Origin of the sequence: Kitasatospora sp. NPDC088548 (genome assembly GCF_044753005.1) — a bacterium.
In the GTDB taxonomy this organism is placed as follows: Bacteria; Actinomycetota; Actinomycetes; order Streptomycetales; family Streptomycetaceae; genus Kitasatospora.
The window spans coordinates 104504-130215 of record NZ_JBIVMI010000027.1; the positions used below are offsets into that span (position 1 = coordinate 104504).

General features: G+C 72.4%; 22 protein-coding genes and 3 pseudogenes. 14 read left to right on the plus strand and 11 right to left on the minus strand.

Annotation, left to right across the window (positions count from 1 at the left end):
• Nucleotides 1-81: 81 nt before the first annotated feature.
• Nucleotides 82-408, minus strand: a complete 327-nt coding sequence (locus ACIP82_RS29130) for a TcmI family type II polyketide cyclase (protein WP_363607773.1) — start codon at nt 406-408, stop codon at nt 82-84.
• Between the two features lie 482 nt (nt 409-890).
• On the opposite strand from ACIP82_RS29130, the gene ACIP82_RS29135 reads away from it, so the two are divergent.
• From ACIP82_RS29135 to ACIP82_RS29145, 3 genes are all read left to right on the plus strand, one after another.
• A complete protein-coding gene (locus ACIP82_RS29135) occupies nt 891-1373 on the plus strand; it encodes a flavin reductase family protein (RefSeq protein WP_363607774.1) in 483 nt (160 codons plus the stop codon).
• A complete protein-coding gene (locus tag ACIP82_RS29140) occupies nt 1370-2212 on the plus strand; it encodes an AfsR/SARP family transcriptional regulator (protein ID WP_363607775.1) in 843 nt (280 codons plus the stop codon). Before ACIP82_RS29135 ends, ACIP82_RS29140 begins: the two co-directional genes overlap by 4 nt.
• Nucleotides 2213-2285: 73 nt before the next feature.
• Entirely contained in the window at nt 2286-2507 is a 222-nt protein-coding gene (locus tag ACIP82_RS29145) for a DUF6059 family protein (protein ID WP_363607776.1), read from the plus strand.
• Here the strand turns inward: ACIP82_RS29145 and ACIP82_RS29150 are convergent.
• The gene (locus ACIP82_RS29150; RefSeq protein ID WP_400657607.1) at nt 2456-2944 is read right to left on the minus strand and encodes an anthrone oxygenase family protein; all 489 of its coding nucleotides are present in this window, start codon (nt 2942-2944) and stop codon (nt 2456-2458) included. The two genes, ACIP82_RS29145 and ACIP82_RS29150, sit on opposite strands and share 52 nt — an antisense overlap.
• 338 nt (nt 2945-3282) lie before the next feature.
• Here ACIP82_RS29150 and ACIP82_RS29155 point away from each other — a divergent pair, with 338 nt between their 5' ends.
• Both ACIP82_RS29155 and ACIP82_RS29160 read left to right on the plus strand, forming a co-directional pair.
• Nucleotides 3283-4515, plus strand: coding sequence for a histidine kinase (locus ACIP82_RS29155; protein ID WP_400657609.1), 1233 nt, complete (start codon nt 3283-3285; stop codon nt 4513-4515).
• Entirely contained in the window at nt 4503-5165 is a 663-nt protein-coding gene (locus ACIP82_RS29160) for a LuxR C-terminal-related transcriptional regulator (RefSeq protein ID WP_400657612.1), read from the plus strand. The genes ACIP82_RS29155 and ACIP82_RS29160 overlap by 13 nt, the downstream gene beginning before the upstream one ends.
• A 163-nt stretch (nt 5166-5328) precedes the next feature.
• Here the strand turns inward: ACIP82_RS29160 and ACIP82_RS29165 are convergent, their stop codons facing one another.
• Both ACIP82_RS29165 and ACIP82_RS29170 read right to left on the minus strand, forming a co-directional pair.
• Nucleotides 5329-5538 (minus strand): hypothetical protein, encoded by a 210-nt coding sequence (locus ACIP82_RS29165; RefSeq protein ID WP_363607780.1) that lies wholly within the window; start codon nt 5536-5538, stop codon nt 5329-5331.
• A 221-nt stretch (nt 5539-5759) separates the two neighbouring features.
• Nucleotides 5760-6164, minus strand: a pseudogene (locus ACIP82_RS29170) (aldehyde dehydrogenase family protein); the annotation flags it as partial.
• 45 nt (nt 6165-6209) lie between these two features.
• On the opposite strand from ACIP82_RS29170, the pseudogene ACIP82_RS29175 reads away from it, so the two are divergent.
• The 4 genes and pseudogenes from ACIP82_RS29175 to ACIP82_RS29190 form a co-directional block, all read left to right on the plus strand.
• Nucleotides 6210-6569 (plus strand): annotated as a pseudogene (locus ACIP82_RS29175) (TetR/AcrR family transcriptional regulator); the annotation flags it as partial.
• A 226-nt stretch (nt 6570-6795) separates the two neighbouring features.
• Nucleotides 6796-9432: a tetratricopeptide repeat protein gene (locus ACIP82_RS29180; RefSeq protein ID WP_400657615.1), complete on the plus strand. Its 2637-nt coding sequence runs from the start codon at nt 6796-6798 to the stop codon at nt 9430-9432.
• A gap of 52 nt (nt 9433-9484) precedes the next feature.
• Nucleotides 9485-10480, plus strand: a complete 996-nt coding sequence (locus tag ACIP82_RS29185) for a Gfo/Idh/MocA family oxidoreductase (RefSeq protein ID WP_363607782.1) — start codon at nt 9485-9487, stop codon at nt 10478-10480.
• 239 nt (nt 10481-10719) lie between these two features.
• Nucleotides 10720-11763, plus strand: a complete 1044-nt coding sequence (locus tag ACIP82_RS29190) for an acyl-CoA desaturase (protein ID WP_363607783.1) — start codon at nt 10720-10722, stop codon at nt 11761-11763.
• 53 nt (nt 11764-11816) lie between these two features.
• Here the strand turns inward: ACIP82_RS29190 and ACIP82_RS29195 are convergent, their stop codons facing one another.
• A complete protein-coding gene (locus tag ACIP82_RS29195) occupies nt 11817-12677 on the minus strand; it encodes an NAD(+)/NADH kinase (protein ID WP_363607784.1) in 861 nt (286 codons plus the stop codon).
• A gap of 210 nt (nt 12678-12887) precedes the next feature.
• Between ACIP82_RS29195 and ACIP82_RS29200 the strand changes: the two genes are divergently transcribed.
• Nucleotides 12888-13508 (plus strand): hypothetical protein, encoded by a 621-nt coding sequence (locus ACIP82_RS29200; protein WP_363607785.1) that lies wholly within the window; start codon nt 12888-12890, stop codon nt 13506-13508.
• A gap of 422 nt (nt 13509-13930) precedes the next feature.
• Nucleotides 13931-15547 carry a threonine/serine exporter family protein gene (locus ACIP82_RS29205; protein WP_363607786.1) on the plus strand — a complete coding sequence of 539 codons (1617 nt, stop codon included), beginning with the start codon at nt 13931-13933 and terminating at the stop codon, nt 15545-15547.
• 45 nt (nt 15548-15592) lie between these two features.
• Here ACIP82_RS29205 and ACIP82_RS29210 read toward each other — a convergent pair whose 3' ends face one another.
• From ACIP82_RS29210 to ACIP82_RS29235, 6 genes are read right to left on the minus strand one after another with little or no spacing between them, the layout of a single operon-like run.
• Entirely contained in the window at nt 15593-16816 is a 1224-nt protein-coding gene (locus ACIP82_RS29210) for a cytochrome P450 (RefSeq protein ID WP_363607787.1), read from the minus strand.
• A complete protein-coding gene (locus ACIP82_RS29215) occupies nt 16813-18048 on the minus strand; it encodes a cytochrome P450 (protein WP_363607788.1) in 1236 nt (411 codons plus the stop codon). Before ACIP82_RS29215 ends, ACIP82_RS29210 begins: the two co-directional genes overlap by 4 nt.
• Nucleotides 18045-18674 carry a GTP-binding protein gene (locus ACIP82_RS29220; RefSeq protein ID WP_400657621.1) on the minus strand — a complete coding sequence of 210 codons (630 nt, stop codon included), beginning with the start codon at nt 18672-18674 and terminating at the stop codon, nt 18045-18047. The genes ACIP82_RS29215 and ACIP82_RS29220 overlap by 4 nt, the downstream gene beginning before the upstream one ends.
• Nucleotides 18655-19011 carry a DUF742 domain-containing protein gene (locus ACIP82_RS29225; RefSeq protein WP_363607790.1) on the minus strand — a complete coding sequence of 119 codons (357 nt, stop codon included), beginning with the start codon at nt 19009-19011 and terminating at the stop codon, nt 18655-18657. Before ACIP82_RS29225 ends, ACIP82_RS29220 begins: the two co-directional genes overlap by 20 nt.
• A complete protein-coding gene (locus tag ACIP82_RS29230; protein WP_363607791.1) occupies nt 19008-19439 on the minus strand; it encodes a roadblock/LC7 domain-containing protein in 432 nt (143 codons plus the stop codon). Before ACIP82_RS29230 ends, ACIP82_RS29225 begins: the two co-directional genes overlap by 4 nt.
• Entirely contained in the window at nt 19436-20950 is a 1515-nt protein-coding gene (locus ACIP82_RS29235) for an ATP-binding protein (protein ID WP_400657625.1), read from the minus strand. The genes ACIP82_RS29230 and ACIP82_RS29235 overlap by 4 nt, the downstream gene beginning before the upstream one ends.
• A 371-nt stretch (nt 20951-21321) precedes the next feature.
• Here ACIP82_RS29235 and ACIP82_RS29240 point away from each other — a divergent pair, with 371 nt between their 5' ends.
• From ACIP82_RS29240 to ACIP82_RS29250, 3 genes and pseudogenes are all read left to right on the plus strand, one after another.
• Nucleotides 21322-22464 (plus strand): MFS transporter, encoded by a 1143-nt coding sequence (locus ACIP82_RS29240; protein WP_400657637.1) that lies wholly within the window; start codon nt 21322-21324, stop codon nt 22462-22464.
• Between the two features lie 167 nt (nt 22465-22631).
• Nucleotides 22632-24071, plus strand: a pseudogene (locus ACIP82_RS29245) (glyceraldehyde-3-phosphate dehydrogenase); the annotation flags it as partial.
• 304 nt (nt 24072-24375) lie between these two features.
• Nucleotides 24376-25518 (plus strand): hypothetical protein, encoded by a 1143-nt coding sequence (locus tag ACIP82_RS29250; RefSeq protein ID WP_400657628.1) that lies wholly within the window; start codon nt 24376-24378, stop codon nt 25516-25518.
• The last annotated feature ends 194 nt before the right edge of the window (nt 25519-25712 follow it).

The following is a 25712-nucleotide window of genomic DNA, read 5'->3' on the forward strand; positions in this document are numbered from 1 at the left end:
TCCTCTCGTCATCCCGCACCCTCGGTGCGGGCCCCCCTACCGGTGACGCCTCGTCGCCGGGCCATTCGGGCACGATGGGTCTCAGCCCTGCGCGCGCCAGGTGTAGAACTCGTGGGCCATGGCGTCCTGAGGGCCGCGCCAGGTCTCCGGGTCGTACGCCGTGATGTGGGGCCTCAGCCGCTCGCTGACATCGACGAACAGTTCGTGGCCCTTCATTTCGGAGATGGGGCCGCGGACGTCGTCGTCGGATGCCATGTAGTGCAGGTAAAGATCGTGGAAGCGGAACAGCCTGCGTTCCGCCACGCCGATCAGATGGGGAAGTTCGCCGGCGTCGGATTCGGCGAATATGCGTTTCACGTCGGCTTCGGCGGACGGCCTCATGCGAGCCACGATGAGAGTGCTGCGCATTCTGTTCCCTTCCGTTCCTGGGCCGGTCGCTCGGTGACCGGTGAAAACAGGATCACTCGGTGCGATAAAATTCGGATGAGGGCCCGCAAAAGCTCTCGCCGGAAAGTCGGAAGACCCTGGGGAGGCCGGGCGCCGGCCGCGGTCGCGGCGCCGGCCGGCCGGCGGACCGCCTGCCCCCGGTCTCCCAGATTGCCCAGTCGGCGCGGCCGACCTCGCCCGCAGCACCTGCTTGAACCCGCCTTGACCTGCGCTTGTGCGCGCCGACACGGTGCTCTGGTAGGGGCGGTCCGGCCTAAAGTACGCCCCGCCTCGTCCTTTGGGCTGTAGGTGGTACCAACATCGCCTCGTTAGGGTCGGACACCTGCGCCGCCCGTTCCCAGCGTTCGTCGTTGCGCTGATGTGAGGTGCGTGCGGTATTCACCTAGGGGGAACACGTGGACAGTTTGACCGTATTCGACACAGGTGGAAGAGACACCGCGCCCGTGGACGGGCGCGTGCTCCGGGAGGTGTGCGGCCGTTATCCGACCGGCGTCGCCGTGATCACCTGCGAGGTGGCCGGCGGAGAGGAGCCGGTGGGGCTGACGGTGAATTCCTTCACCTCGGTCTCGCTCGACCCCGCCCTGGTGCTTTTCTGCGTGCACCGGGACTCGCGGGTCCTCTCGGTCGTCGAAAAGGTCGGCGCCTTCGCCGTCAACATCCTGGCGGCGGACCAGGCGGACTTGTGCCGGGCCTTCGCCCGCCGTGACACCGCGGACTTCGGCGGTCTGCGGCACGGCCCCGGCGTGACCGGCTCCCCGGTCCTGGCCGACGCGCTGGCCTTCCTCGACTGCCGGCTGCACGCGATGTTCCCCGGCGGGGACCACGTCATCGTGGTGGGCCGGGTCGTCCACCTCGGCCTGCTCCGCGAGGACCAGCCGCTGACCTTCTTCCGCAGCGCGCACCCGCGGCTGGAGGTGCTGGGATGACGGTCGTCATGGACAAGCAGCCGACCTACGGCCTGCCGGACATCACCCGCCGCGGGGTCGCCCTGTGCCTGCTCGGGCCGCTGGAGGTCGTCGTCGACTCCGTCGAAGTTCCGCTGCCCCAGCGGAAGTTGAGGCAGCTGCTGGCCACCCTGCTGATCCGGCCGAACGCTACGGTGTCCAACGAGGCGCTCATCCGCGAACTGTGGGGCGACCGCCCGCCGACCACCGCGCTCGCCGCGCTCCGCGTGTACGTCTCGCAGCTGCGCAAGTTCCTGATCCGGCACGACCTCGACGGCCGCTGGTGCACCCTGCGCACCCGGGCGCCCGGCTACCAGCTCCAGGTCAACGAGGGCATCCTCGACACCGTCTGCTTCGACCGGCTGTGCGCGCTGGCCGCGGAGTCGGCGGCGGCGGGGCACCACGAACTCGCGTCGAAGCAGTACCGGGAAGCCCTGGACCTCCGCCGGGGCCCGACGCTGGAGGGGCTGCGGGACAGCTCGGCCCTCTCCGGCACCGCCCTGCAGTACGACGAGGTGTGGATGAGCGCGCTCAAGCGGCGGATCGACCTGGACCTGCAGCTCGGCCGCCACCTGGAACTGATCGGCGAGCTGAGCCGGCTGGTGGCGGAGAACCCGCTGAGCGAGGGGTTCTGCGCCCGGCTCATGACGGTGCTCCACCGCAGCGGCCGCAGCGGTGACGCCCTGGCCTCCTACCGCTGCACCCGGGCCCACCTCATCGAGGAGCTCGGCATCGAACCGGGGCTGGAGCTGCGCATGGCCCACCAGGCCGTGCTCGCCGACGACGAGATGCTCCCCGTGCCGATGAGGGCGTCCGCCTAGTCGGGAACAGTGTCCGGTCACGGGAAAAGCCGGGCTTTATCCGAGCTTTTCCGTGACCGGACACGATGTTTGCATGCGTTGGTCCTTGAGGAATCTGCTGCGTCTTTGCGGGAATGCCGTCATCACCTACGGCCAGTGCCAGATCGCCGTTTCCGTCCCACAGCTGGAGGAGCCGGCCCCGGGGCATCCCGAGCGCACGCTCCGGGGCCGGCCGCTGACGGAGACGGAGAAGGCCCTCGACCGTCAGCTGGACGGCGTCGCGGAGCGGGTCGGGCCGGGCCTGGGACTGTTCTGAGCGACCACGAGCAGGACGAAGGCGGCCACCGCGGTGATGGTGCGCGTCCGGTTGAACAGGTCCCAGCGGTGCAGGATCTCGGCGTAGTCGGCCGGCGGCGAGGTGATCGCCCAGACCTTGATCCGGGCGTTGATCGGGACGTTGCCGAACCGGGTGACCAGGAAGGAGATCCCGGTCAGTGCCGTCGCGCCGGCCGCCAGTAACCGGTCGCGGCCGCGCGTCTGCAGGGCCAGGGCCAGCGACCCGAGGGACGCGACCCCCATCGCGGTCAGCATCACCGGGGAGTTCATCTTCATGAGTTCGGCGTGGAACGACAGACGCATGTCCAGCGGCACTTCCCAGAAGGTCGGCCCCAGATTGACCGCACCGTAGCCGAACGCGCCGGCGAGCAGTCCGGTGGCGGTGACCGCCACGGCTTTCGTTGTGCGAACGCGCATCGTTCTTTCCCTCATCGAGTGATCGGGTTCTTGCTGCCGCCAGCAGCGTAGACCGGCCGGGCACGGGTCCCGGCAGCACGATCCGCCCCGGCGGCACCCGGCGCGCGGGCGGTGGCCGCGGATCGTGGCAACTGAATCACCGTCGGATTATCGCTACTGATGGCCGCCTGAGGAGCTTGGCAGGTCGCTTCCCGACCATCGGTGAACCTCCGGGCGAGCACGCCCATCGACTGGGGTGACAGGGGCACCGCACGGTGCACGACCGGTTCGTTACGGTGGACGCGTCGTCACGGCGCGGCCGCCGCCGCGACACGCCCCGTCCTCAGGAGGCCCAGCCGGTGTCAGAGTTCGAGCTCCAGACGGACACCGAGGAGACGTCGGGACTCGCGGCGGCCGTCCGGGACGCCCGGGACGCCAGTGCTTTCCTGTACGCGGGCCTTCCGGTGGCGCTGGTCTGCTTCCTCGGCTGTTTCGCCGTGCCGGCCGCGCTGTTCTTCACCCTGTTCGTGATCGGTGCGCCCGCCTGGCCGGAGGTGGTGCGGGCCCTGCGCCGGCTGGCGGGTCACGAACGGATGCGCGCCGGGGCCTTCCTGGGTGCCGCGGTTCCGGAGCAGTACCTGCCGCTGGACGGCTCGCTGTCGGACCGGTTCCGGCTGGCGATGACCGATCCCGGCACCTGGCGCGACGCCCGCTGGCTGCCCGTGCAGACCGTGGGCGTGATCGTACTGAGCCTGCTGACCCTGGTGCTGTGGCCGGTCGGCCTGCTGGTCGACGGCGTGCGGCTGGGCCTGGCCGTCGGGGCGGCGGGGCGGCGGGGTGTCCCGTCGCGGGCCGAACCGGTGGTGCTCAACCTGCACGTGTTCCTGGCGGAGCGTCAGGCTGGCTGGACGGCAAGGCTGTTGTGCCCCTCCGAGTCGGCCCGGCTGGCCGGGCGGGTGGCCGAGCTGTCGGAGAGCCGGGCCGGTGCCGTCGAGGCGCACAGCGCCGAACTGCGGCGCATCGAGCGGGATCTGCACGACGGCGTTCAGGCGCAGCTGGTCGCCCTGTCGCTGCGGATCGGGCTGGCCAGGCAGCAGTTGGCGAAGGACCCGGAGGCGGCCAGGGCGCGGCTGGACGAGGCGCAGGAGGGCGTCGAGCGGGTCCTGGCCGATCTGCGGCAGGTCGTCCGGACGGTCTATCCGCCGGTACTGACGGACCGTGGACTCGCCGGAGCCGTCCGGGCGCTGGCCGCCGCTTCACCGATTCCGGTGGAACTCCGGATCAGCGCCATGGAGAGCGGCCACCGGCTGCCGGCGTCGGTGGAGGCGGCGGCCTACTTCGTGATCGCCGAGGGGCTGACCAACGTCCGCAAGCACAGTCGGGCGACCAGGTCCTCGATACGCTTCCACCGCGGCGGCGGACAGTTGACCATCACGGTGACCGACGACGGTCGCGGAGGCGCCGACGAACACGGCGGCTCCGGCCTGGTCGGCATCCGCCGCAGGGTGGCCGCGCTCGACGGCACGGCGACCCTCACCAGCCCTGTCGGGGGGCCCACGGAGCTGAAGGTGGAGCTGCCATGCGGATCGTGATCGCGGAGGACAACGCCCTGCTGCGGGAGGGGATGGTCCTGCTGCTGAGCAGCAACGGCCACGAGGTGCCCGCGGCGGTCGGCGCGGGCCCGGAGATCCTGCCCGCGCTGCGCGGGCACCGGCCCGATCTGGCCGTCCTCGACGTCCGGCTGCCGCCGTCGTTCCGCGACGAGGGGCTGCGCGCGGCGATCGCCGCTCGGCGCGAACTGCCGGACCTGCCGGTCCTGGTGCTGTCCCAGTACGTCGAGGAGACCTACGCGGCCGAGCTGCTGGCCCATGGCGCCAGCGGGGTGGGGTACCTGCTCAAGGACCGGGTGGGGCGGGTGGAGCAGTTCCTGGAGGCGGTGGCGACGGTCGCCGCCGGCGGCACCGTGCTCGACCCGGAGGTGGTCACCCAGTTGCTCAGCCGACAGGTCGCGGCCCGGCCGCTGCGCAGTCTGAGCCCGCGCGAGCACGAGGTACTGGGGCTGATGGCGCAGGGCAAGGCCAACAGCGCGATCTCGGAGCAACTGGTGATCACCGAGCGGGCGGTGAGCAAGCACATCCGGAGCATCTTCGACAAGCTCGAACTGCCGCCGGAGGGCGGCAGCGTGCACCGCCGGGTACTCGCCGTACTGACCTTCCTGGGGCACGACGTCCAGGAGTCGTAGCGGCCCGGAACACGGCGGAACCGGGTGCCAGGGGCGGTCGGCCGCTTCGTGGGCGGTGGTTCCGCCCACGACAGCCTCCCGCTCGTGGGTGGCGGGACGTCAGCCCGCCATGTCACCGACGCTGGTGCGGGCGGACGGGACGGCCTCGGCCGCGGTCGGGACGTCAGTTCTCACCGTTGCTCGCCTTTCGCCGGCGGGCGATGCCCCAGACCAGGGCGATCGCGTCCAGGGCGAACCCGGCGACCATGACGGTGGTGTGGGTGCTGCCCGTCACCCCGTGGGAGACCACGGAGGTCAGCACGGCACCGGTGAGGAAGACCACCAGCGGAAGGACCACCCAGCCCGATCCGGGCTTTCCGGTTGAACCGGCCATGAGAAGACTCCTCGAAACCTCTGGAAGACGCGGCCGCGACCGCGCCGCCGTACGTCTCGAGTCTGGCCGACCGCAGCGGTCCGGAAAGTACACCGCACACCCGAAGGGGGGTGTTGCCTGCACTACTCTTCCGGGTTCCGGGCGGAGCCGGCCCGACCCGGCCGAGCGTCCGGCCGGTGCCGCTCCGCCCCGGCTTGAAGGGTTTCCGGTCCCGGCAGGCCGATGGACTGGTACTCGGTGTAGGCGCCCAGGCCCACCGGGCCGTACTCGCGGCCGAGGCCACTGGCCTTGAACCCGCCGAACGGGGCGCGCATGTCCCTGGGGGCGCCGTTGACGGTGAAGGTGCCGGTGCGGACGCGGCGGGCGACGTCGAGCCCGTGGTCGGGGTCGGCGGTCCACACGCCGCCGGCCAGTCCGTAGGCGGAGTCGTTCGCGAGGGCGACGGCCTCGTCCTCGGTGTCGAACGCGATCACCGACAGGACCGGGCCGAAGATCTCCTCCCGGGCGATCCTCATGCTGCTGGTGACGTCGGCGAAGAGGGTGGGGCGTACGTAGAAGCCCTTCTCCAGACCGGGGTCGTCCGGTGCGCCGGGGCCGCCGAGGACCGGGCGGGCGCCCTCGGCGACACGGACGGCACCGGCGCGACCTCGACGGCGCGCGCCTTCGCGGACGCCTACGCCGCCTCTCTCACCGCCCGCCCGGTGCTGTGCGAACTCGCGAGCGTGCTGGCCGGCGTGCTGGAACGCACGGTGTCCGTGGAGACGGTGCGCGACTACAAGCGGCGGGCGCTCGCGAACAACGACCGCCTCGCCGGCATCGTCCACACCCGCCTGCCCGGGCTCGACCCGTCGGCGGCGAAGGAACTGGCCTCGGCGACGATCGTCCTGATCGCCGGCCTGTGGCCGCTCGCCCACCCCGGCCCGACCGTCGTGGCCGCGGTGGAGGACCCGGCCCTGCTCGCCGCCCACGTCGACTTCACCGCCCGCTACAGCCGCATGATCGAACTGCTGGCGGCCTCGCTGTCGGCCTGAGCCGCACGAGACGCGGTGCCCGGCGGCGTGCGGCAGGAAGGTGCCGAGCCGCTCCAGGCCGCCCTCCCGGCCGACCGGAGACCCGTCCGCGTCATCGGCCGAACGCCCGAACCGCCCGATGGGCTTCTTGTGATGCTCGATCGATTGCTGACAGGATCTCAATTCGACCTGCCGCACCAGGGTATGTTGACGAAGCGGCCTCAGGGCGGCATGCGGAGGAGGCGGAATGGCACGGGTGAACCTGCGGGCCGCGTTCATGAGCGGCCTCTCGTCCACCGTCACGGCACAACAGGTCTTCACCAACCGGGTCGACGAGGTGGCCGCCTTCACCAGGTCGCTGGAGGGGCTCCGCCGGATCCTGGACGAGGCCGAGGTCTCGCCGGTCGTGGACCGGGCGCAGGGGCGCCGCAACGTCCTGACGCTCTACGGGGTGGGCGGCATAGGCAAGACGACGCTCTCCCACGAGCTTGAGCGCCGGCTGCTCGCCGACGCGGCGGCCGAGGAGCGCGACGATGTCGTGGCCGTGCGCGTCGACGTCTCCGAGGACGGCGCCTGCGACATCGAGAGCCTGCTGCTGCGCCTGCGGGCCGGGCTGGGGCAACTGGGCAGCCGGTGGCCGGCCTTCGACCTGGCACTGGCCTCCTACTGGGCCCGCGCCCATCCGGGGGAGACGCTCCAGGACTTCCTGGACTCCTCCCCGGTGCTGCGGCGCGCCTCCCGGAGCATCGGCCTGGGTGACCAGATCGCGGAGGCCGTGCGACAGGTCGACCCCGCCGGGCTCGGCGGCCTCACAGGGCTGGCGCACCGGGCGGCCCTGGCCACCTACCGCGCCGTCCGGGACCGCGTGCGCGAAGGACGCCTGCTCTCCGACTGCGAGCTGTTCGCCGAACTGGTCGAGGCCGACGCCGACTACGAGACGCTCTCGTACTTCCCCTACCTCCTGGCCTGGGACCTGGAACACCAGACCCGCCGGGGCCGGCCCGCCCGGCGGCCCACGGTGTGCGTGTTCCTCGACACGTTCGAGGTGGTCAACGGCCGGGCCGACCGCACGGTGGAGCGCCTGATCCAGCGGTGCGTCTACCTGATGCCCAACGTGCTCTTCGTGATCACCGGCCGCAACCGCGTCGACTGGGCCGATGAGGGGGTGGGCGGGGAACTGGACTTCACGGGGCCGCAGTGCTGGCCGCACCTTCACTTCAGCAACAACACGGCCGAGCCCCGGCAGCACCTCGTCGGCTACCTCTCGGACTCCGACGCCGACAGTTACCTCAGCGAGGCGCTCACCCAGGACGGCGAGCCCGTGATGCCGGCGGCCGTCCGTGAGCGCATCATCGCCGGCGGCCAGGGCCTGCCGCTGTACCTGGACCTGTCGGTGTCCCACTTCGCCGCGCTGCTCGCCCGCGGCGGGCAGCCGTCGGTCGCGGACTTCGGCGGCTCGTTCACCGCCGTGGCCACCCGGTCGATCCGGGATCTGCCCCGGGACGAACGCGACCTGGTCCGTACCGCGGCGCTCACCGACCGGGTCGGCGCCGAACTGCTGCGGGCCGGACAGCGCGGTGTCTCCGACGGGAGCGTGGCCCGGTTCCTGCGCCGGCCGTTCCTGACGCACGACGACGCCTACGCCCTGCCGTACGCCCTGCACGCGGCGCTGCGCCGTGCCATCGGCGAAGCCGACCGGACGCTCCGGGACGGCTGGTCCGACCGCGACCGCAGGGAGGTCGCCGCCCGGTTGCTGACCTGGCTGGGCGAGCGCCTCGGGCCGTCCGGCGGCCGGGTCGCCGTCGCCCAGGCCCTCGAATCCGGGCTCAAGCTCTCGGCGGCGCACGGGGTCTTCGAGGACTGGATGGCGCGGGCCACGCAACGCCTCGTCGAGGCCGGGCAGTGGTCGGAGCTGGGTGCCGGGCTCACCCCCGGTGTCTCCGGGGCGCCGGAGTACCGCGCCGTCCTCGCCGCGATACGGGGAGTCCAGCTGCGCCGTACGGGCCGCGCCGCGGAGGCGGTCGAACTGCTCGGCGGCGCGGGGGAGGGCGTGCCGCCCGGCAGCCCGACGGCGCAGCTGGTACGCATCCACCTCGCCCATGCCCTGCGCAACCACGGCGACTACACGGAAGCGGCGGAGATCTACCGCGCGCTGGTGGGCGGCGAGTTCGACACCGCGGCCCGGTACTGGCTCTGCGACTTCGACTACCTCAACGGGCGCTTCGCCGCCGCCCTCGGGTCCCTGCGGGAGCAGCGCAGCCGGGGGCCGGAGGACGAGGGCGAACGGCTCCGGCTGGTCGGGCACATCTGGCGGGTGAACGCCCGCTTCGACGAGGCGACCGCCGCCTACACCGAGGCGATCGGCCTGGCCCGGCGCGAGGGCCTGGCCGCCGCGGAGGCGAAGGCGCTGGCCAACCTGGCGCAGACGGTCTGCTGGTCCGGCGACACGGCCACCGTGTCGGACGCGGCGCTCCGGGCGCGGGACCTGCTCGACCTCGTGCCCAATCCCGTCGAGCTGGTCAAGATCCGCTCCGCGGAAGCGGTCGCGTACGCGGTGGCCGGTGATGCCGGGGCCGCCATGGACGCGGTCGGGGGCACCCGGCGGCTGGCGGACGGCATCGGCTACCGGGGCGGCCACAACCTGGCGGACGTGGCCGAGATCCTGCTCGGTGTGCTCGGCGGCGACCACGACGGGGCCCGCCGCACGCGGGCCGAGCTCGACGCGCGCACCCGCAGGTCGGGGGGCAACACCTACTGGGTGCCGATCGTGACCAGTTGGATCGACGGCGTGCCGAAAGCCGTCGAGCACGGTCCCGGTGTCGAGTGGGTCGACGGTCCGGCCGTGTCGTTGGGCCGCTGGGCCGAGGTGGTCACGCGACGATGAGGCGTCAGGGCCTCGGAACACGGGGCCGGGCCGGACGAGGGGAGCAGATTTCATGACCGACCCGGTAGGCGCCGGCCAGGTACGTGGCCCGGCACGCGTCGGCCCGGTACGCGTCGGCCTGGTCGGGGTCGGCATCATCGCGGCGACCCATCTCGCCGTCCTGGCCGAACGGGACGACGTGGTACTGGAGTTCACGGTCGACCCCCGGCCGGTGGGGCCGGTCGCGTTCCGCGGCGCCGCGCCGCCCCACCACAGCAGCCTCGCCGAGGCGCTCGACGCGCACCGGCCGGATCTGGTGGTCCTCGCCACCCCTACGCAGACGCACACGGAGCTGGCGGCGCTGGCCCTGGTCCGCTCCACGGCCAGGGTGCTGGTGGAGAAGCCCCTCGTCCACGATCTCGGCTCACTCACCCGGCTGCGGGCGCTGGACGGGAAGGCCGACGTGCGGGGCCGGCTCTTCACCGCCCACCACTTCGCCTTCTCTCCCGAGGTGGAGTGGGCGGCGGAACTGATCGCCGCGCACCCCGGCTGGGGGCCGGTCACGGCCATCACCTCGGCGTTCTACGACCCCTATGTGCTCCGGGGGCCCGAGGCCTTCGCCTCGTACGTCTCCAGCTGGACGGACTCCGGGGTGAACCAGCTCAGCATGCTCACCCGTTTCGTCGACCTCACCGAGCTCACCGCCGTCCGGCAGACGGACGGTGGCGCGAGCGCATGGTGCACCATCGGGTTCCGCTCCCAGGGCGAGCCGGGTACGGCCCGGCTGCGCAGCAGCTGGCTGACCGGCTCCAGCAGCAAGGAGAGCAGCCTCGTCCTCGGCCGGTCGGGCGTGGAGGTCTGGATCGACCACACCGCCATGACCGGATTCGCCGCCCGGGACGGTGAGTTGCTCGCCGCCTTCGGCAACGACGGCCGGACCCCGCGGAAGGTCGCCCACTACCGCCCCCTCTACGCGAGCCTGCTCTCCGGCCGGCCCGACCCGGTGCTCGGCTTCGACGCCGCCGCGGCCATCACCGGGATCCATCACGCGGTGCCCGCCGTACGGTAGCTCCCGGGTCCGCCGGTCACGCGGACCCGGTCCCGGCCGGGATCGTCCCGCCCCGCCGGCCGCAGCGACGACCTTCCGGGCCCGACCGGGTGGTGGGGCCGGCACCACCCGGTCGGGCCGGGGGATAGCCCCCTGCCGCTTCGGGGTGGTGGCGTCATGGCCGCCGCGGCCTGCCGGTCCGTACGTTTCATGGGGTCAGCGCAGGTCACTGCGGGGGACGACGACCGGCCGGAGACGCGATGCCACACGCCAGCACGACCCTTGACGCCAGCGCCGAACCCCGTGCGGCCAGCGACTTCGCGCCCCTCCTGAGGGCGGTCAGGGACCAGGGGCTGCTCGACCGCCGCATCGGCTGGTACGCGGCCGGAGCCACCCTGAACCTCGTGGCCCTGTCCGGCACGGTCGCGGCCATGGTGCTCGCCGGGGACACCTGGTGGACCGTGCTGTTCGCGCTGCCGCTGGCCGTCCTCTGGGCCCGCACCGCCTTCTTCGGGCACGACGCGGGCCACGCCCAGATCACCCGCGGCAGGCGGGCCGGGCGAGTCGTCGGGCTCCTGCACAGCAACCTCCTCCTCGGGATGAGCTACGCCTGGTGGAACGACAAGCACAACCGCCACCACGCGAACCCCAACCATGTCGACAAGGACCCGGACGTCGGCGTCGGCGCCCTCGTCTGGACCCAGCGGCAGGCCGAGCAGCGCGCGGGCCTGGCCCGCTGGCTCACCCGCAACCAGGCCTGGCTGTTCCTCCCGATGCTGCTGCTGGAAGGCATCGCGCTGAAGGTGTCCGGATTCCAGGACCTCAAGCGCCAGCCGCCGCGCGAACGCACCGTCGAGGCGCTGCTCCTGGTGGCCCACCTCGTGGGCTACGCGACCGTGCTGCTGACCGTGTTCTCCCCGGGCCGGGCCCTGGTCTTCGCCCTGCTGCACCATGCCCTGTTCGGGCTCCACCTCGGCCTCACCTTCGCCCCGAACCACAAGGGCATGGAGATGCCCGACCCGGACGGCGAAGGCTGGGGCCACCTGCGCCGCCAGGTGCTCACCTCACGCAATGTGCGCGGCGGGTTCGTCACCGACTGGGCGCTCGGCGGCCTCAACTACCAGATCGAGCACCACCTGTTCCCCAGCATGCCGCGGCCTCACCTGCGGCTCGCCCAGCCGCTGGTCCGCGCCCACTGCGCGGCGGTCGGGATCCCGTACACCGAGACGTCGCTGCTCGACTCCTACCGCCAGGCGCTGCGCCACATGCACGAGGTCGGTGCGCCGCTGCGGGCGCCGCGGTAGCGGGCCGGGCCGGCGACGGGGAGGGACCACCCCGGGACCGCCACCGCGGACCGCTACTCGGCCTCCGCCGAGCCGGTGAGACGCAGTTTGCGCTGGGCGCGCTGGTAGAAGGTGGTCCCGCCGAGACGGATCACCCGTGCGGCGGCGGGCCGCATGACGACGTCGATGACGTCGCCGGGCCGGGCGGCTCCCACGAGCAGGCCGTCCGCCTCGATGCCGAGCTCTCCGCTGGTGGGCAGGACTTCGAGGGCGAGCTTCTCCCCGGCGGAGAGGAACAGCGCCCGGTTGAAGGCGGAGTGCGGGGCGACCGGGATCACGAGCATGCCCTCCGCGCTCGGGGAGACGAGCGGACCTCCGGCGGAGAAGCTGTAGGCCGTCGAGCCGGTCGGTGTCGCCGCGATCACCGCGTCCGCGAGGTAGCGGACGAAGGAGTGCCCGTCCACGCGCAGCGAGACGGCGGCCGAGGGGTGTCCCGGCCTGCGGACCAGCACGATGTCGTTGAAGGCCACGGCCTCCCGCCCGGCGACGACGGCGCTCACCGCGGAGCGGGGCTCGGTGGTGAAGCGGTGCTCGTCGATGGCCGACAGAGCCGACGGAAGCCCGGGGACGTCGATCTCGGCCAGGAACCCCAGACGCCCGAGATTGACGCCCAGAACCGGGGCGTGCCCGGCTGCCGCCAGCCGCATCGCCCGCAGCATCGTGCCGTCCCCGCCCAGGCCGACGATGAGGTCCGCCCGGCGCGACAGATCCTCGGGAGTGACCGCGACCGCCTGATCGGTCGTGCGCCCCATGTCCTGCGCGCAACCGAGGACGATGGCGCCACGGGCGTGCGCCCAGGTGGCGATCGCCTTGATCGCACACTCGCAGTCACGTTGCGGATGCAGGACAAGCCCGACAGTGCTGACGGCTCGCATGGACCGGCTCCTCGGGTGTCGACCCAGTGGACGGCTCTCCCCCTTCGTGATTTCAGTGACGCACGCGGCAACGGCCCGGACAACCCGGCGAGCGCGCAAGCCGCACCGGAGGCGTTCGGCGGGTGGGCCGGCGGGTGATTCAGCGTGTGAGCGGTGGGGAACGCGCCGGGTGCGGGAGCCGGACGCCACCGTGGGAGAGGCAATGCCGTCATGGACATCGAATCGCTTGTACGTACCCGCCGCGCCTTGCACGCGGTCGCGGAGCTGGTCCTGGCCGGCCCGCAGTTCCGGACCAGTGGCACGATCAGGCTGCGCGCCTCCCTCGGAGGCTTCGCCACCCGGGCCGAGCCGAACGTGCAGGTCGTCGGTGCGGATCTGGTGGCGTCCGGACAGCGCCTCTTCCTGGAGCGGACCACCTGCGCGGCGCTGGCGGCCGCGATCGGGGTCACGGCCGGTGCGCCCGCCGGGCTCTACCAGGGCGGATCCGGGGTCGGCCCCGAGGACGTGATCGAAGCCGATCCGCAGCCGGCGCACCGGATCGCGCACGGTTTCGCGGTCGGCGACGCCGCACTGCGCCGGATGTTTCCCGGGGCGGATCCGGTGATCTGGCCCGAGCACTTCGACATCGGCGTGACCGTGGCCGCGGTCGACTACGGAGTCTCCCCGGGCGACGACTTCCAGGCGGAGCCGTACGCCTACGTCGGCCCGCGCACCCGGCAGCAGGGGACGTACTGGAACGCGCCGTTCGGCGCGGTGGCCACGGTCCGCGAGCTCGGCGGCGTGGACGGCGTGCTGGCCTTCCTCGAACAGGGCCGTCAGCTGGTCGCCTGATCATCGCTGGCGGCCGTAGCTGCGGCCGTCGATGAGGCCGTCGATGAGGCCGAACGGCACCGCCCGGAGCGCCGTCTCGTTCACTGTCCTGTCGCCCGGGGGCTTGTTGAGCGGTCCGGTGCGGGCCTGGCCGGGTGGTGTCGGTTGCGAGGCTGCGACGGCTCGACGGGGCGGGAGCAGGGGTCCTTCCCCCTCCGGGTCTTCGGGGGCTGCCCGCCGGGGTGAGCGCGTTTGGTGCGGCGGGCTCCGGTTCGGTGGTGGTGCGCGCCGGGGGAGCGTTCAGTCGGCTGTAGCCATGGGTAGTGGAGTGGCTACCAAGGGTCATGGCTGATGGTGGCGGGGTGCGGCGTCGGGCACCCGGCCGTGTTGGAGCAGCTTGACCCGCCGTCACGGCGTAGGCGTGGCAGTAGGGAGTGGCGGTGGTGCCGGAGCAGGATCGGCCGGGCGGACAAGCCGGTGCCGGACAGGGTGAGCCGAAGCGGGCCGCCGGCCCGGCCGGGCGCTCCGCGGCGGAGGTGGAGGCGCCCGTGCGGGACGGCGGCGGGGGCGGGCTGGGGCCGCCGCGGCCGCCGGTCGGGGCGGAGGCCGTCCCGGATTCCGGCCCGGTCCTTCCCGGCGACGCCCCGTGGCTGGACCGGATGCTTCCGCTGCTGCGCACGCCGATGGCCGAGCGGCCGGCCCCTGACGACGGTCCGCTCGACAGGGGGAAGCCCGGACCGGAGAGCGCGGCGTGTGTCCTGGACCTCGCGCTGCGGGTCGGGGAGCTCCTGCTCGCCAGTGGCGAGGCGGCCGAGGACGTCGAGGCGGCGATGCTCGGGATCGCCCGCGCCTACCGGGTGTACCCCTGTGAGCCGCAGGTCACCTTCACCCTGGTGTCGATCTCCTACCAGCCGACGTCCGCGGAGTCCCCGCTGATGGTGGAGCGGACGGTGCGCCGTCGCGTCAGTGACTACGCGCGGCTCGCGGCCGTGTTCCGGCTCGTGTCCGACATCACGGCGGGCGGAGTCGACGTCGACGACGCCGGCCGGCGGCTGGCCTGGGTCCGTCAGGGCCGGCCCTACCCGGTCTGGCTCCTCGTCCTCGCCTCCGGTCTGCTGGCGGGGGCCGCCACGGTGCTGGTCGGCGGGAAGGCGGACGGCCGGGCCTGGCTGGTCTTCGCGAGCGCCTTCGTCGCCGCCGTCGCGGGGGATCGGCTGGCGGCGCTGGTCGCCCACCACGACCTGCCGGAGTTCTACCAGTTCGTGGTCGCCGCGATGCCCGCCGCGCTGATCGGCATCCTGCTGTCGTTCAACGACCTGCACCTGCGGGGTTCGGTCGTGATCACCGGCGGGCTGTTCGCCTTTCTGCCGGGCCGCTTCATGGTCGCGGCGGCGCAGGACGGGCTGACGGGTTTCTACCTCACGGCCGCCGCGCGGCTGCTCGAGGTGCTGTACCTGGTGGCCGGGATGGTGATCGGCGTCATGCTGGTGCTCTACGTCGGCGTCAGCAGCAACGCCGACCTGAGGAACTGCGAGAGCCCCGACGGGGTGGCCAACCCCCCGCTCCAGCTCGTGGCCGCGATGCTGGTGGCCCTGGCCTTCGCGGTGCTGTTGCAGACCGACCGGAGCACCGTGCCGCTGGTCGTCCTCAACAGCGCCGTCGGATGGGCGACCTACGGTGTGCTGGTCAACGCCCTGACCGAGCCGATCGTGGCCGCCGGGTCCGCCGCCGGGCTGGTCGGGCTCTTCGGCCAGCTCATGGCCCGGTACCGGGGTGTGTCCGCGCTGCCGTACGTGACCGCCGCGATCGGTCCGCTGATGCCCGGTTCCGTCCTGTACTTCGGCCTGCTGTCGTTCACCCAGGGCCGGCTCGACGCCGGGCTGGCCTCCGTCGGCCGCGCGTCCGCGACGGCGATGGCCCTGGCCATCGGCGTCAATCTGGGGGGCGAGGTGGCCCGGCTGTTCAAACCGCTGTCGAACCCGGAACCCGCCCGCGGCGCCCGCCGGTGCGGCCCGCCCCCTCCCACCGGACCGGACGGTCAGCCGGGCTGGCCCTGCTGACGGCGGACCGCCGGGGGCGGGCCGCCAGCCGGGGGGGGATGCCCGTCAGCCCAGTCGTACGGGGAGTTCGTACAGGTCGTTCTGGGTGACGACCGGCTTGTTGCGCAGGGCGGACCGCTCGACCGCCAGGGCGAGTCCGGGGAACCGCGCGTAGAGCGCGGGCAGTGCCACCCCGGCCTCCAGCCGGGAGAGCGCCGAGCCGGGGCAGACGTGCGGGCCGTGGCCGAAGGAGATGTGGCGGTTGGGGGAGCGGGTGATGTCGAAGTCGCCGGCGGAGGGGCCGTGGGCCTGCTCGTCGCGCCCGAGCGCCGCGTAGGAGACGATCAGGGCGTCGCCCCGGGGGATGACCTTGTCACCGACCGGGACGTCCTCGGTGGCGAACCGGATCAGGACGTGCGAGGTGGGCGTGGACCAGCGCAGCGTCTCCTCGATCACCGCGTCCCAGCCGACCTGCCCGGAGCGGACGAGGGCCAGCTGGTCGGGGTGGGTGGAGAGGTTGACCACCGCGTTGACGATCAGCGAGATCGTCGTCTCGTGGCCGGCGGCGATCATCAGCTGGAGCGTGTTGACGATCTCCTCGTCGGTCAGCCGGTCACCGTCCTGCGAGGCGAGGATCAGCGCGCTGGTGAGGTCGTCGCCGGGCGCGGCGCGGCGGGCCTCGACCACCCGGCGCATCATGGCGCCCAGTTCGGCCAGGGTGGCGACGACCTCCTCGGGCGGGGTCTGGGTGGAGAAGAACCTCTCGAAGAGGACCTTGAGCCGGGGGTGGTCGGCGGGGGCGATGCCCATCAGCTCACTGACGACGTACATCGGCAGCGGATAGGCGAACCCGGCCTTCAGGTCGACGACGGCGTCCGGCGCGTGGGACGCGAGCCCGTCGAGCAGTTCGTCCGTCAGCTCGGTGACGCGCTCCCGCAGCAGCTCCACCCGGCGCGGGGTGAGGGCCTGGGCGACCAGGGCGCGCAGTCTGCGGTGGTCCTCGCCGTCCACGGTCAGCATGGAACGGCCGGGGTTCGCCAGGCCGATCAGGGGCCAGTCCTGGGGGATCTCACCGCGCTGCCAGGCGCCCCAGACGCCGATGTCCTTCACCAGGCGCCGGTCGGTGAGCAGTTGCCGGGCCTCCGCGTGGTGGGTGACGGCCCAGACCGGGACGCCTCCCGGCAGCTCCACCTCGGCGAGCGGGCCGGCGGCCCGCAGCAGGGCGCTCTCGGCGTCGAGGTCGGTGACGAACGGGTCGAGCGCGATGCGCCCGGTGCTCGGGATGGTCATATCCTCGCGTCTCCAAGGGCAGGGGTCGGGGTGAATCGCACGGGCAGCCCGGTCAGTCCGCGCAGCCACGGGGACGGACGCCGGGTGAGGGACTCCGCGGGGACGGCCAGGTCGATGTCGGGGAGCCGGTCGAGCACCACCTCGATGCCCGTGCGCGCGATGACCTCCGCGATCTCCTGGGCGGGGAAGGGGCAGCGGTGCTCGCCGTGGCCGAAGGAGAAGAACGCGTTGTTGCCGCCGGTGAGGCAGGTGCCGTCGGTGCGCACCTGGGGGTCGGTGTTGGCACCGGCCAGGCCGAGCAGCAGCAGGTCGCCGGTCCTGATGTGCTGGTCGCCGAGCCGGGTGTCGCGGGACGCCCAGCGACCGGCCACGTTCTGGGTGGGGGTGTCCTCCCACAGCACCTCGTTCATGGCCTCGGCCACGCTGTTGCGCCCGCCGAAGAGGGAGGCGGCGAACCGGGTGTCGGTGAGCATCAGCCGCAGCGAGTTGCCGATCCAGTCGGCGGTCGGCTGGTGGCCGGCGGCCATCATCACCATCAGGTCCTGCGTGATCTCCTCGTCGGTGAACCCGGAGGAGTCGGCCAGCATGTGGGAGACCACGTCGCGGCCGGGCTCGGCGTGCTTGTCCGCCAGCAGGCGCTGCATGGACTCCGCCAGGTGCCGCATCCCGGCCATCGCCCGTTCCTGGCCGTTGATCATGTCGTTCATGGCGGTGACCAGGCCGGGCCCCTGCTCGTCGGCGAACCCGTAGAGCCGGGCCAGCACGCGCAGCGGAAGCAGCATCGCGTACTCGGCGATGATCTCCGTCGCGCCCCCGGCGCAGAACGCGTCGATCAGCTCGTCGGCGAACTGCTCGGTGTACGCGCGCAGTTCGGTCGGGTCGACGGCACCCAGCGCGTCGCCGACCATGGCGGCCCGCTGGCGGTGGCGTTCGCCGACCGTGTAGAGGATGGACGGCTGCTTCTGGCCGATCATCGGCCGCAGCGGCCAGTCGGCCGGAATCCGGTCCCACTGGTTCCACAGGTCCGAGTCCCGGCTGAAGAGCACCGGATCGCCGGTGACCTGGTGCAGTTCGCGGTAGCCCAGAACCAGCCAGGCCGGTACGTCGCCGTCGAGCAGCACGGGCGCCACCGGGCCGTGCTCGTGACGGATCTGCCGGTACAGCTCGGCCGGTTCGGTCTGGAACCGGGGGCCCGACAACGCGACGGGGGCGGGGCCGTGGGCACTGGTCACTGGGCGGACTCCTGGGGGGCGTACCGGGATCGGACGTGTTGCACGAGCGAGATGAGCACGTTCTTGCTGGACTCGCGCGAGCGGGCGTCGCAGTCGAGCAGCGGCACGCCCGGGTCGAGGTCGAGCGCCTCCCGCACCTGCCGCGCGCTGAACTCGGGGCCGGCGAAGTCGTTGCAGGCCACGACGAAGGGGGTGCCGAGCGCCTCCAGGCGGTCGATGGCGTACCAGGAGTCCGAGATCCGGCGGGTGTCCACCAGGACGACGGCACCCAGGGCGCCCGAGAACAGCCGGTCCCACAGGAACCAGAACCGCTCCTGGCCGGGCGCCCCGAACAGGTAGAGGACGTTGAGGTGGTCCAGTGAGATACGGCCGAAGTCGAAGGCGACGGTCGTGGAGCTCTTGGTGCCGACCCCGGAGGTGTCGTCGACGGCCTCCCCCGCCCGGGTCATCGTCTCCTCGGTGCTGAGGGGCCGGATCTCGCTGACGGAGCGCACCATCGTGGTCTTGCCGACGCCGAAGCCGCCGACGATGACGATCTTGATGCCGTTTTCCGAGGTGGCCCGCAATTCCGTGCGGGCGCCCGGAAGACCGGCGGCTGCCGGACGGTCAGAGGCTACGGAGGCCAACGAGCACCTGCTCCAGGAGGTCGAGGTCGGGAATGCTGTGAGCCGTGGCGGAGGTGCGCGGATGGCGCGCGCTGATCCGGCCCGCGTCGAGCAGGTCGGACAGCAGGATGCGGACGATGCTCACCGGCAGGCGCAGCTCGGCGGCTATCTCCACCACTGCCGTGGGCCGTTGGCACATCCGCAGGATCGCGGTGTGCTCGGACTGCATGCCCGGGACCGGGGCGAACTCGGCGACCACCAGGGTCACCAGGTCGAAGGCGTCGGACCCGGCGCGGCTGCGGCCCCCGGTGAGGGTGAAGAGCCGGTCGGGTGCGTCGTCCCTGCCGGGCCGGCTCATGAGCGGGCGGCCGTGCGGGGCGCGGCGCGCAGGTGCTCGCCGAGCTGCTCGACGAGTTCGCTGACGTTGTGGCCGACGAGCCCGGGGTCCGCGTCCTCGGCGGCGATGACGGCCAGGTGCGCGCCCTCGCCCGCCTCCACGATGAACAGGATGCCGCCGTAGAACTCGGTCATCGCCGACCGCACGCCGCCGGAGCCGTCGCCGAACTCGATGGACGCGCCGTGGGACAGCGACTGGATGCCGGCGGCTATCGCGGCGAGCTGGTCGGCCTGGTCCACCGACAGTTCGGGGGTGCGGCAGAGCTTGAGGCCGTCGCGGGAGAGGAGCAGCGCGTGCCGGGCGCCGGGGGTGATCTTCAGCAGGTTCTCCAGCAGCCAGTCCAGCTTCTCGTCGGCGGTGGCCGTGGCGTTGGGGACGGTGGCGGTCATCGAGGGGTGTCGCCTTCCGGGTGCGGGTGCGGGGCCGGGATGTGGCCGGTGGTGGTGGACGGGTCGTCCGGTTTCTCCGGAGCCCTGACGCCGTCCGGCGAGGCCGTGCGAACGGCCTGGCGGAACGTACTGAAACGGGCCATACCCGCCTTGACGCCGCCCTGCGGCCGCTCCGTGGGGGCGACGGCCGGGTGGCGGGCGCTCTCGGCGGCGGCCAGGGTCTGTCCACGCCGGCGGTGCGGCAGAGCGCCGTTGCCGTCGTCGGGCGCCGGAGCCTCGCGGGCGGGGACGGGCTCGGCCCGGCCGGGCGCCGTGCCCGCGGTGACGGCCCGCGGCGCCGGACGCCCGACGCCCGCGGCCACCGCCGGCGTCTTCGCGGGAGCGGTTCCGTGCGGTGCGGCGGCGCGGCTCAGCAGTTCCTGCGGAACGAGGACCAGGACGCCCGTGCCGCCGCGTGCGGACGGCCGGAAGGAGACGGTCAGGCCGTGCTTGCGGGCCAGCCGGCCCACCACCGAGAGGCCCAGCCGGGTACCGGAGAGTCCGCCCAGCTCGGTCGCCTCACCGCGGACGGCGCGCTCCGCGCGGCGCAGCTGCACGTCGCCCATCACCAGGCCGCTGTCCTCGACGGAGACGAGGGCACCCGCGGGCACCTGCTCGACGTACACGTGGACCTCGGCCGTCGGCGGAGAGAACTTCGCGGCGTTGTCGAGGAGTTCGGCCAGGACGTGCATCACGCCCTCGGCGGCGTGTCCGACGACGGCCACCTCGCCGACGGAGTGAAGCCGGACCCGCTGGTAGCCGCTGATCCGGCCCATCGCCCCGCGCAGGACCGACTCCATCCCGATCGGCCGGGCCCAGCGGCGGCCCGAGCGTGCGCCGGTCAGCACCGCGACGGAGTCGGCGAGCCGTCCCGCCTGCGCGGTCCGGTGGTCCAGGTGGAGGAGGTCTCCCAGGACGTTCTCGTCGGTGTGGCGCTCCTCCATCTCGCGCAGGTCGGCGAGCAGGCCCGTGGCCATGGCCTGCATCCGGCCGGCCGCGTTGGCGCACGCGGCGATCGCCGCGGCGCGGGTGGCGGCGGCGAGCCGGGCCTGCTCCGTCAGCCGGGCTGTCTCGCGGGCGTGTTCGCCGATCAGGCGGGTCCGCTCGTCGGCGAGTTCCGCACTCCGCCGGGCGGTCTCGTCCGCGAGCCGGGCATGTTCCCGGGCGGTCTCGTCCGCGAGTCGGTCGCGTTCGTGGCGCAGTTGGTCGGCCTCCTGCCGCGCCGCCGTGACCCGCCTCCCGAGTACCCGCGAGGTCTGGACGGCGTAGGTGGCCGCGGTCACGGCGACGCACAGCAGCAGCGCGCCGGCCCCCGCGCCCCAGCCGAGCGCGCTACGCACCGACGCCGGCGCGGCCGCCGTGGAGACCGCCACGACCGCTCCGGTGGCCAGGGCCGTTGTCAACAAGGCCAGGACGGAGGCGCGTAGCGGCGGACGCTCGTGATGCGGAGCGAAGGAGGGTGACGCCGTCATCAATATCCTCGGAGTGCTCGTGAGCCCGATTCCCCGGGGGTGCCGTCGACAGAGACTGACGCCGACCCGGTCAACGAGGGGCCACTATAAATCAGTTATTGATCGCTTTTGAACCGCTTCCCGGGGTCGAAGTGATCACAGGCGCACCCTCCGGGCGCTGTGACCAGGCAGTCACGCCGTTCTGGCGACGATTCAGCTGACGCTCCGACGGGCTTCGACGTTGACGTCGCAATCACGCCGGACCCCGGCGGTGGCGGCTGCTGGACTTGACGGAACATCACCGATCCCCGGACAGGAACGCCCCCGTGCCCGCTGCCGCCGCTCCCCACGCCGACGTGTCCACCCGGACCGGCCCGCCCGCCCTCGGCCCGATGGGCGGTTGGCTCGCCGTCATCTCCGTGACGACGGGAATCTTCTCCATCGTCACGACCGAGATCCTGCCGATCGGTCTGCTGACGCCGATCGGCGCCTCCTTCCGGATCTCGGACGGCGCGGCCGGGCTGATGATGACACTGCCCGGGATCGTGGCCGCCGTCGCCGCCCCCGCCGTGACCGTCGCGGCCAGGGGGACCGACCGGCGCACCCTGCTCTGCGTGCTGATGTCGGTCCTCGCCCTGGCCGACCTCCTCAACGCGCTGGCCCCCGCCTACTGGACGGTGCTGGCGGCCAGGATCGTGCTCGGCCTGGTCATCGGAGCCTTCTGGTCGATCGGCGCGGGGCTCGCCCCGCGCCTGGTGCCCGGCCCCCGGCGGGCCACGGCGAACGCGGTGATCTTCTCGGCCGTCCCGCTCGGCTCCGTACTCGGCGTGCCCGCCGGGGTCCTCCTCGGCGACCTCGCGGGCTGGCGTGCCGCCTTCACCGCCATGGCCGTGCTGACGCTGCTCGTGCTCGCCGCGCTCCTGGTGTCCCTGCCCCCACTGCCCCCACGGACCACCACCCGCCTGACCGTGCTGCGCGACCTGCTCCGCACCCCGGGCGTGCGGACCGGGCTCGCGGTGACCTTCCTCGTCGTGACGGCCCACTTCGGCACCTACACCTACGTCACGCCCTTCCTGGAAGACGTTTCGCACGCGGGACCGCGCCTCGTCACCGCCCTCCTCCTGGCCTACGGCGTCGCGGGCGTGGCCGGCAACTTCGCGGCGGGCGCCTGGGCGGCGCGCGCACTGCGCCCCGCCGCCACCACGGCCGCGGGCCTGCTCGCGACCGCGACCCTGCTGCTCCCCGTCATCGGGACGACCGGCCCCGGCGCGGCCGTGCTCCTGGTCCTGTGGGGCCTGGCCTACGGCGCGGTACCGGTCTGCGCCCAGACCTGGTTCCTCGCGGCGGCGCCGACCGCGCCCGAGGCGGCGTCCGTCGTCTTCACCTCCTCGTTCCAGGCCACCATCGCGCTGGGGGCGCTGGCCGGCGGAGCGGTCGTGGACGCGGCTTCGACCTCCGTGGTCATGGTGCTGGGCGGGACCGTCGCGGTGCTCGCCGCGGCGGTGGCGTGGATCGGCGGCGGCCGGGTCCGGTAGGCGGGGCACGGGCCGGGAGCGCCGGACCGGGAGCACCGGACTCCCATCCGCACTGGTCAAGCGGTGTGCCGGCGCGGGGGCGGGGCGGCGTTCGGGTGGGTCCGCCGCAGAGAGCAAAACGGCCCAAAGCTAGCATGGGCGCATCGCCTAGCTCGAAAGATGGACCTGTGACTGTCAACGAAGACGTGTTCACTAACTGGAAGAACCGCGAGGAGATCGCGGAGTCGATGATTCCGATCATCGGGAAACTGCACCGGGAGAGGGACGTCACGGTCCTGCTGCACAGCCGCTCCCTGGTGAACAAGTCGGTGGTCAGCATCCTCAAGACCCACCGGTTTGCCCGCCAGATAGCCGGCGAGGAGCTCTCGGTCACCGAGACGCTTCCGTTCCTGCAGGCTCTCACCACGCTCGATCTCGGCCCTTCCCAGATCGACATCGGCATGCTCGCCGCGACCTACAAGACCGATGACCGAGGCCTCTCGGTCGACGACTTCACCGCCGAAGCCGTCGCCGGGGCCATGGGCGCCAACAAGCTGGAGCGCCGCCAGGCGCGCGATGTCGTGCTGTACGGGTTCGGCCGTATCGGCCGCCTGCTCGCCCGCCTGCTGATCGAGAAGGCCGGCTCGGGGAACGGCCTGCGGCTGCGCGCCATCGTCGTCCGCAGCAGCGGTGACGAGGACCTGGTCAAGCGCGCCTCGCTGCTGCGCCGTGACTCCATCCACGGCCAGTTCCACGGCACGATCACCGTCGACGAGGCGAACAACAAGATCGTCGCCAACGGTCACGAGATCCGGGTGATCTACTCGGACGACCCGACGACGGTGGACTACACGGCGTACGGCATCAACGACGCCATCCTCATCGACAACACCGGCAGGTGGCGTGACCGCGAGGGCCTCTCGAAGCACCTCCGCCCCGGTATCGCCAAGGTGGTCCTGACCGCGCCGGGCAAGGGCGATGTCCCCAACATCGTCCACGGTGTCAACCACGACACGATCAAGCCGGACGAGCGGATCCTGTCCTGCGCGTCCTGCACCACCAACGCGATCGTGCCCCCGCTGAAGGCGATGGCGGACGAGTACGGCGTCCTGCGTGGTCACGTGGAGACCGTCCACTCGTACACCAACGACCAGAACCTCCTGGACAACTACCACAGCTCCGACCGCCGTGGCCGCTCGGCGGCGCTCAACATGGTCATCACCGAGACCGGCGCGGCCTCCGCGGTCGCCAAGGCGCTGCCCGACCTCGACGCGACGATCACCGGCAGCTCGATCCGCGTCCCGGTGCCGGACGTCTCGATCGCGATCCTCAACCTGCAGCTCGCACGCGAGACCACCCGCGCGGAGGTCCTCGACTACCTCCGCAACGTGTCGCTGACCTCGCCGCTCAAGCGCCAGATCGACTTCATCAGCGCGCCCGACGCGGTCTCCAGCGACTTCATCGGCTCGCGCCACGCCTCGATCGTCGATGCCGGTGCCACCAAGGTCGACGGCGACAACGCGATCCTCTACCTCTGGTACGACAACGAGTTCGGCTACTCCTGCCAGGTCGTCCGCGTCGTCCAGCACGTCTCCGGAGTGGAGTACCCGACGTACCCGGCCCCGGCGCGTCGCTTCCCCGCGCCAACTGCGGTGACAGGAAGGCGGGCTCATGCACCCCTGAGGCACTCCGGTCCGGGCCCCGGTACGTCGTGACCCGGTCGGGTTCCTGCCCGAGGACGGCTCCCCGGAGGACCTCGCCCTGGGGCTTGACGGGTGAACCGGTTTGCGCGGCGCACCGGACGCCCCTGACATGTGACCTACCGTCAGCCCCATGTCTCGGGTACCTCGTGGGTTCATGATCGTGGTTCTTGGCGCGTTTGGCGGAGGATCCTGGTTGGGGGGTGCGCCGGCGGCGTCCGCGGCATCGACGGTGACCCAACTGGACATCGCCGGCAACTGCTCCCTGTCGTTCCAGAACACCGACGCCGCCGGGCTCGCGTACCTCATCGTCGAGCCGATCGGCACGTCGGGCGATCCGTGCCGGATGCAGATCGCCGATTCGAACGGTGTCCCGTTGGTGGACGTCACCGCGATCGGCACTCCGGCGGTCGCGTACCTCGACGCCGCCGGTACCTATCAGGAGCAGGTCACCGACGTCACGCAGGGCTCGGTGGCCGGAGGCTCCAACCCGACGGTGACGGGCAGCCCGGTCCTGCCGACGCTTCCGGCGGGCAAGGCGACCAGCGGCGGGTGCTCGAAGGCGCTGCAGACGCGCACCGTCGCCGGGGTAGTGGTGCCGCAGTACGCCACCGGCTGGAACATCGTTTCGAGCGACAGCGGCGCGTCATGCACCAACCAGGTCGGCGCGGTCGGCACGAGCCCGTCGGCCACGGTGGCCGCTGACACGGTGCAGGTCGCCGTTCCCGACCCGTTCGGTCTCTCACTGACCAAGTCGGTCACCTCCGGCGGGGCCGTGATCACCACGGCGAACGTCGGCCAGACCGTCACCTACCAGTACACCGTCACCAACACCGGCCAGGTGCCGTGGACGGTCTCGGTCAACGATGCGCACCCGGGCCTGTCCCCGGTCACCTGCCCCGGCACGCCATTGCCGGCGGGGCAGAGCCAGACGTGCCAGGCCACCTACACCCTCACCGCGGCAGACGGGGCCGCCGGATCGGTGACCGACACCGCCACGGCGGCCGGGCTCGACCAGACCAGGCCGTTCGCCACGGGAGCCACCGTCACCTCCGCCCCCGCCACCGCCCGGCTCAACGTCACGGCCGCCAGCTCGTCTCCCTCTCCTTCTCCCTCTTCCTCCCCGTCTTCGAGTCCGACTTCCTCCCCGTCCCCTTCCCCGTCCCCTTCTCCCTCCCCGACTTGCTCTCCGTCCCCGAGACCTTCCGCGACACCGAGCGCGGGGCACTCGGTCGCCTCCTCCCCGGCCGCCGTGGGCCAGGAGCTGCCCGCGACCGGAACGGGGGCCGGCCGGACCGGGTGGATCGCTGCCGTGCTCACCGCGGCAGGGGTGACCACCGTCCTGATCGGCAGGAGGCGTCAGCAACGGCACTGACCCCGTCCGGACGGGCGCCGTTGCTCCCCGTGCTCCCCGTTCCTCACCTCCTCCCCGGTCCGGGCCCGGGATTTGCCTCAGGCGCCCGGTCGGCCTATCGTTCTCTAGTCGCTCGACAGGGAGCACCGGACACGCATCGGCGCGGACGGTCCCGGGGCGGCCAATCCACGAAACACCACTTCCCGGTTCTGCCG

Coding starts and splice junctions, on each gene's coding strand:
- ACIP82_RS29225 (WP_363607790.1), bottom strand. CDS start 19,011: ATGAGCCGGCCCGGCAGGGACGACGCACCCGACCGGCTCTTCACCCTC.
- ACIP82_RS29195 (WP_363607784.1), bottom strand. CDS start 12,677: ATGCGAGCCGTCAGCACTGTCGGGCTTGTCCTGCATCCGCAACGTGAC.
- ACIP82_RS29200 (WP_363607785.1), top strand. CDS start 12,888: ATGGACATCGAATCGCTTGTACGTACCCGCCGCGCCTTGCACGCGGTC.
- ACIP82_RS29230 (WP_363607791.1), bottom strand. CDS start 19,439: ATGACCGCCACCGTCCCCAACGCCACGGCCACCGCCGACGAGAAGCTG.
- ACIP82_RS29150 (WP_400657607.1), bottom strand. CDS start 2,944: ATGCGCGTTCGCACAACGAAAGCCGTGGCGGTCACCGCCACCGGACTG.
- ACIP82_RS29145 (WP_363607776.1), top strand. CDS start 2,286: ATGCGTTGGTCCTTGAGGAATCTGCTGCGTCTTTGCGGGAATGCCGTC.
- ACIP82_RS29140 (WP_363607775.1), top strand. CDS start 1,370: ATGACGGTCGTCATGGACAAGCAGCCGACCTACGGCCTGCCGGACATC.
- ACIP82_RS29180 (WP_400657615.1), top strand. CDS start 6,796: ATGGCACGGGTGAACCTGCGGGCCGCGTTCATGAGCGGCCTCTCGTCC.
- ACIP82_RS29185 (WP_363607782.1), top strand. CDS start 9,485: ATGACCGACCCGGTAGGCGCCGGCCAGGTACGTGGCCCGGCACGCGTC.
- ACIP82_RS29165 (WP_363607780.1), bottom strand. CDS start 5,538: ATGGCCGGTTCAACCGGAAAGCCCGGATCGGGCTGGGTGGTCCTTCCG.
- ACIP82_RS29130 (WP_363607773.1), bottom strand. CDS start 408: ATGCGCAGCACTCTCATCGTGGCTCGCATGAGGCCGTCCGCCGAAGCC.
- ACIP82_RS29235 (WP_400657625.1), bottom strand. CDS start 20,950: ATGACGGCGTCACCCTCCTTCGCTCCGCATCACGAGCGTCCGCCGCTA.
- ACIP82_RS29160 (WP_400657612.1), top strand. CDS start 4,503: ATGCGGATCGTGATCGCGGAGGACAACGCCCTGCTGCGGGAGGGGATG.
- ACIP82_RS29210 (WP_363607787.1), bottom strand. CDS start 16,816: ATGACCATCCCGAGCACCGGGCGCATCGCGCTCGACCCGTTCGTCACC.
- ACIP82_RS29240 (WP_400657637.1), top strand. CDS start 21,322: ATGGGCGGTTGGCTCGCCGTCATCTCCGTGACGACGGGAATCTTCTCC.
- ACIP82_RS29190 (WP_363607783.1), top strand. CDS start 10,720: ATGCCACACGCCAGCACGACCCTTGACGCCAGCGCCGAACCCCGTGCG.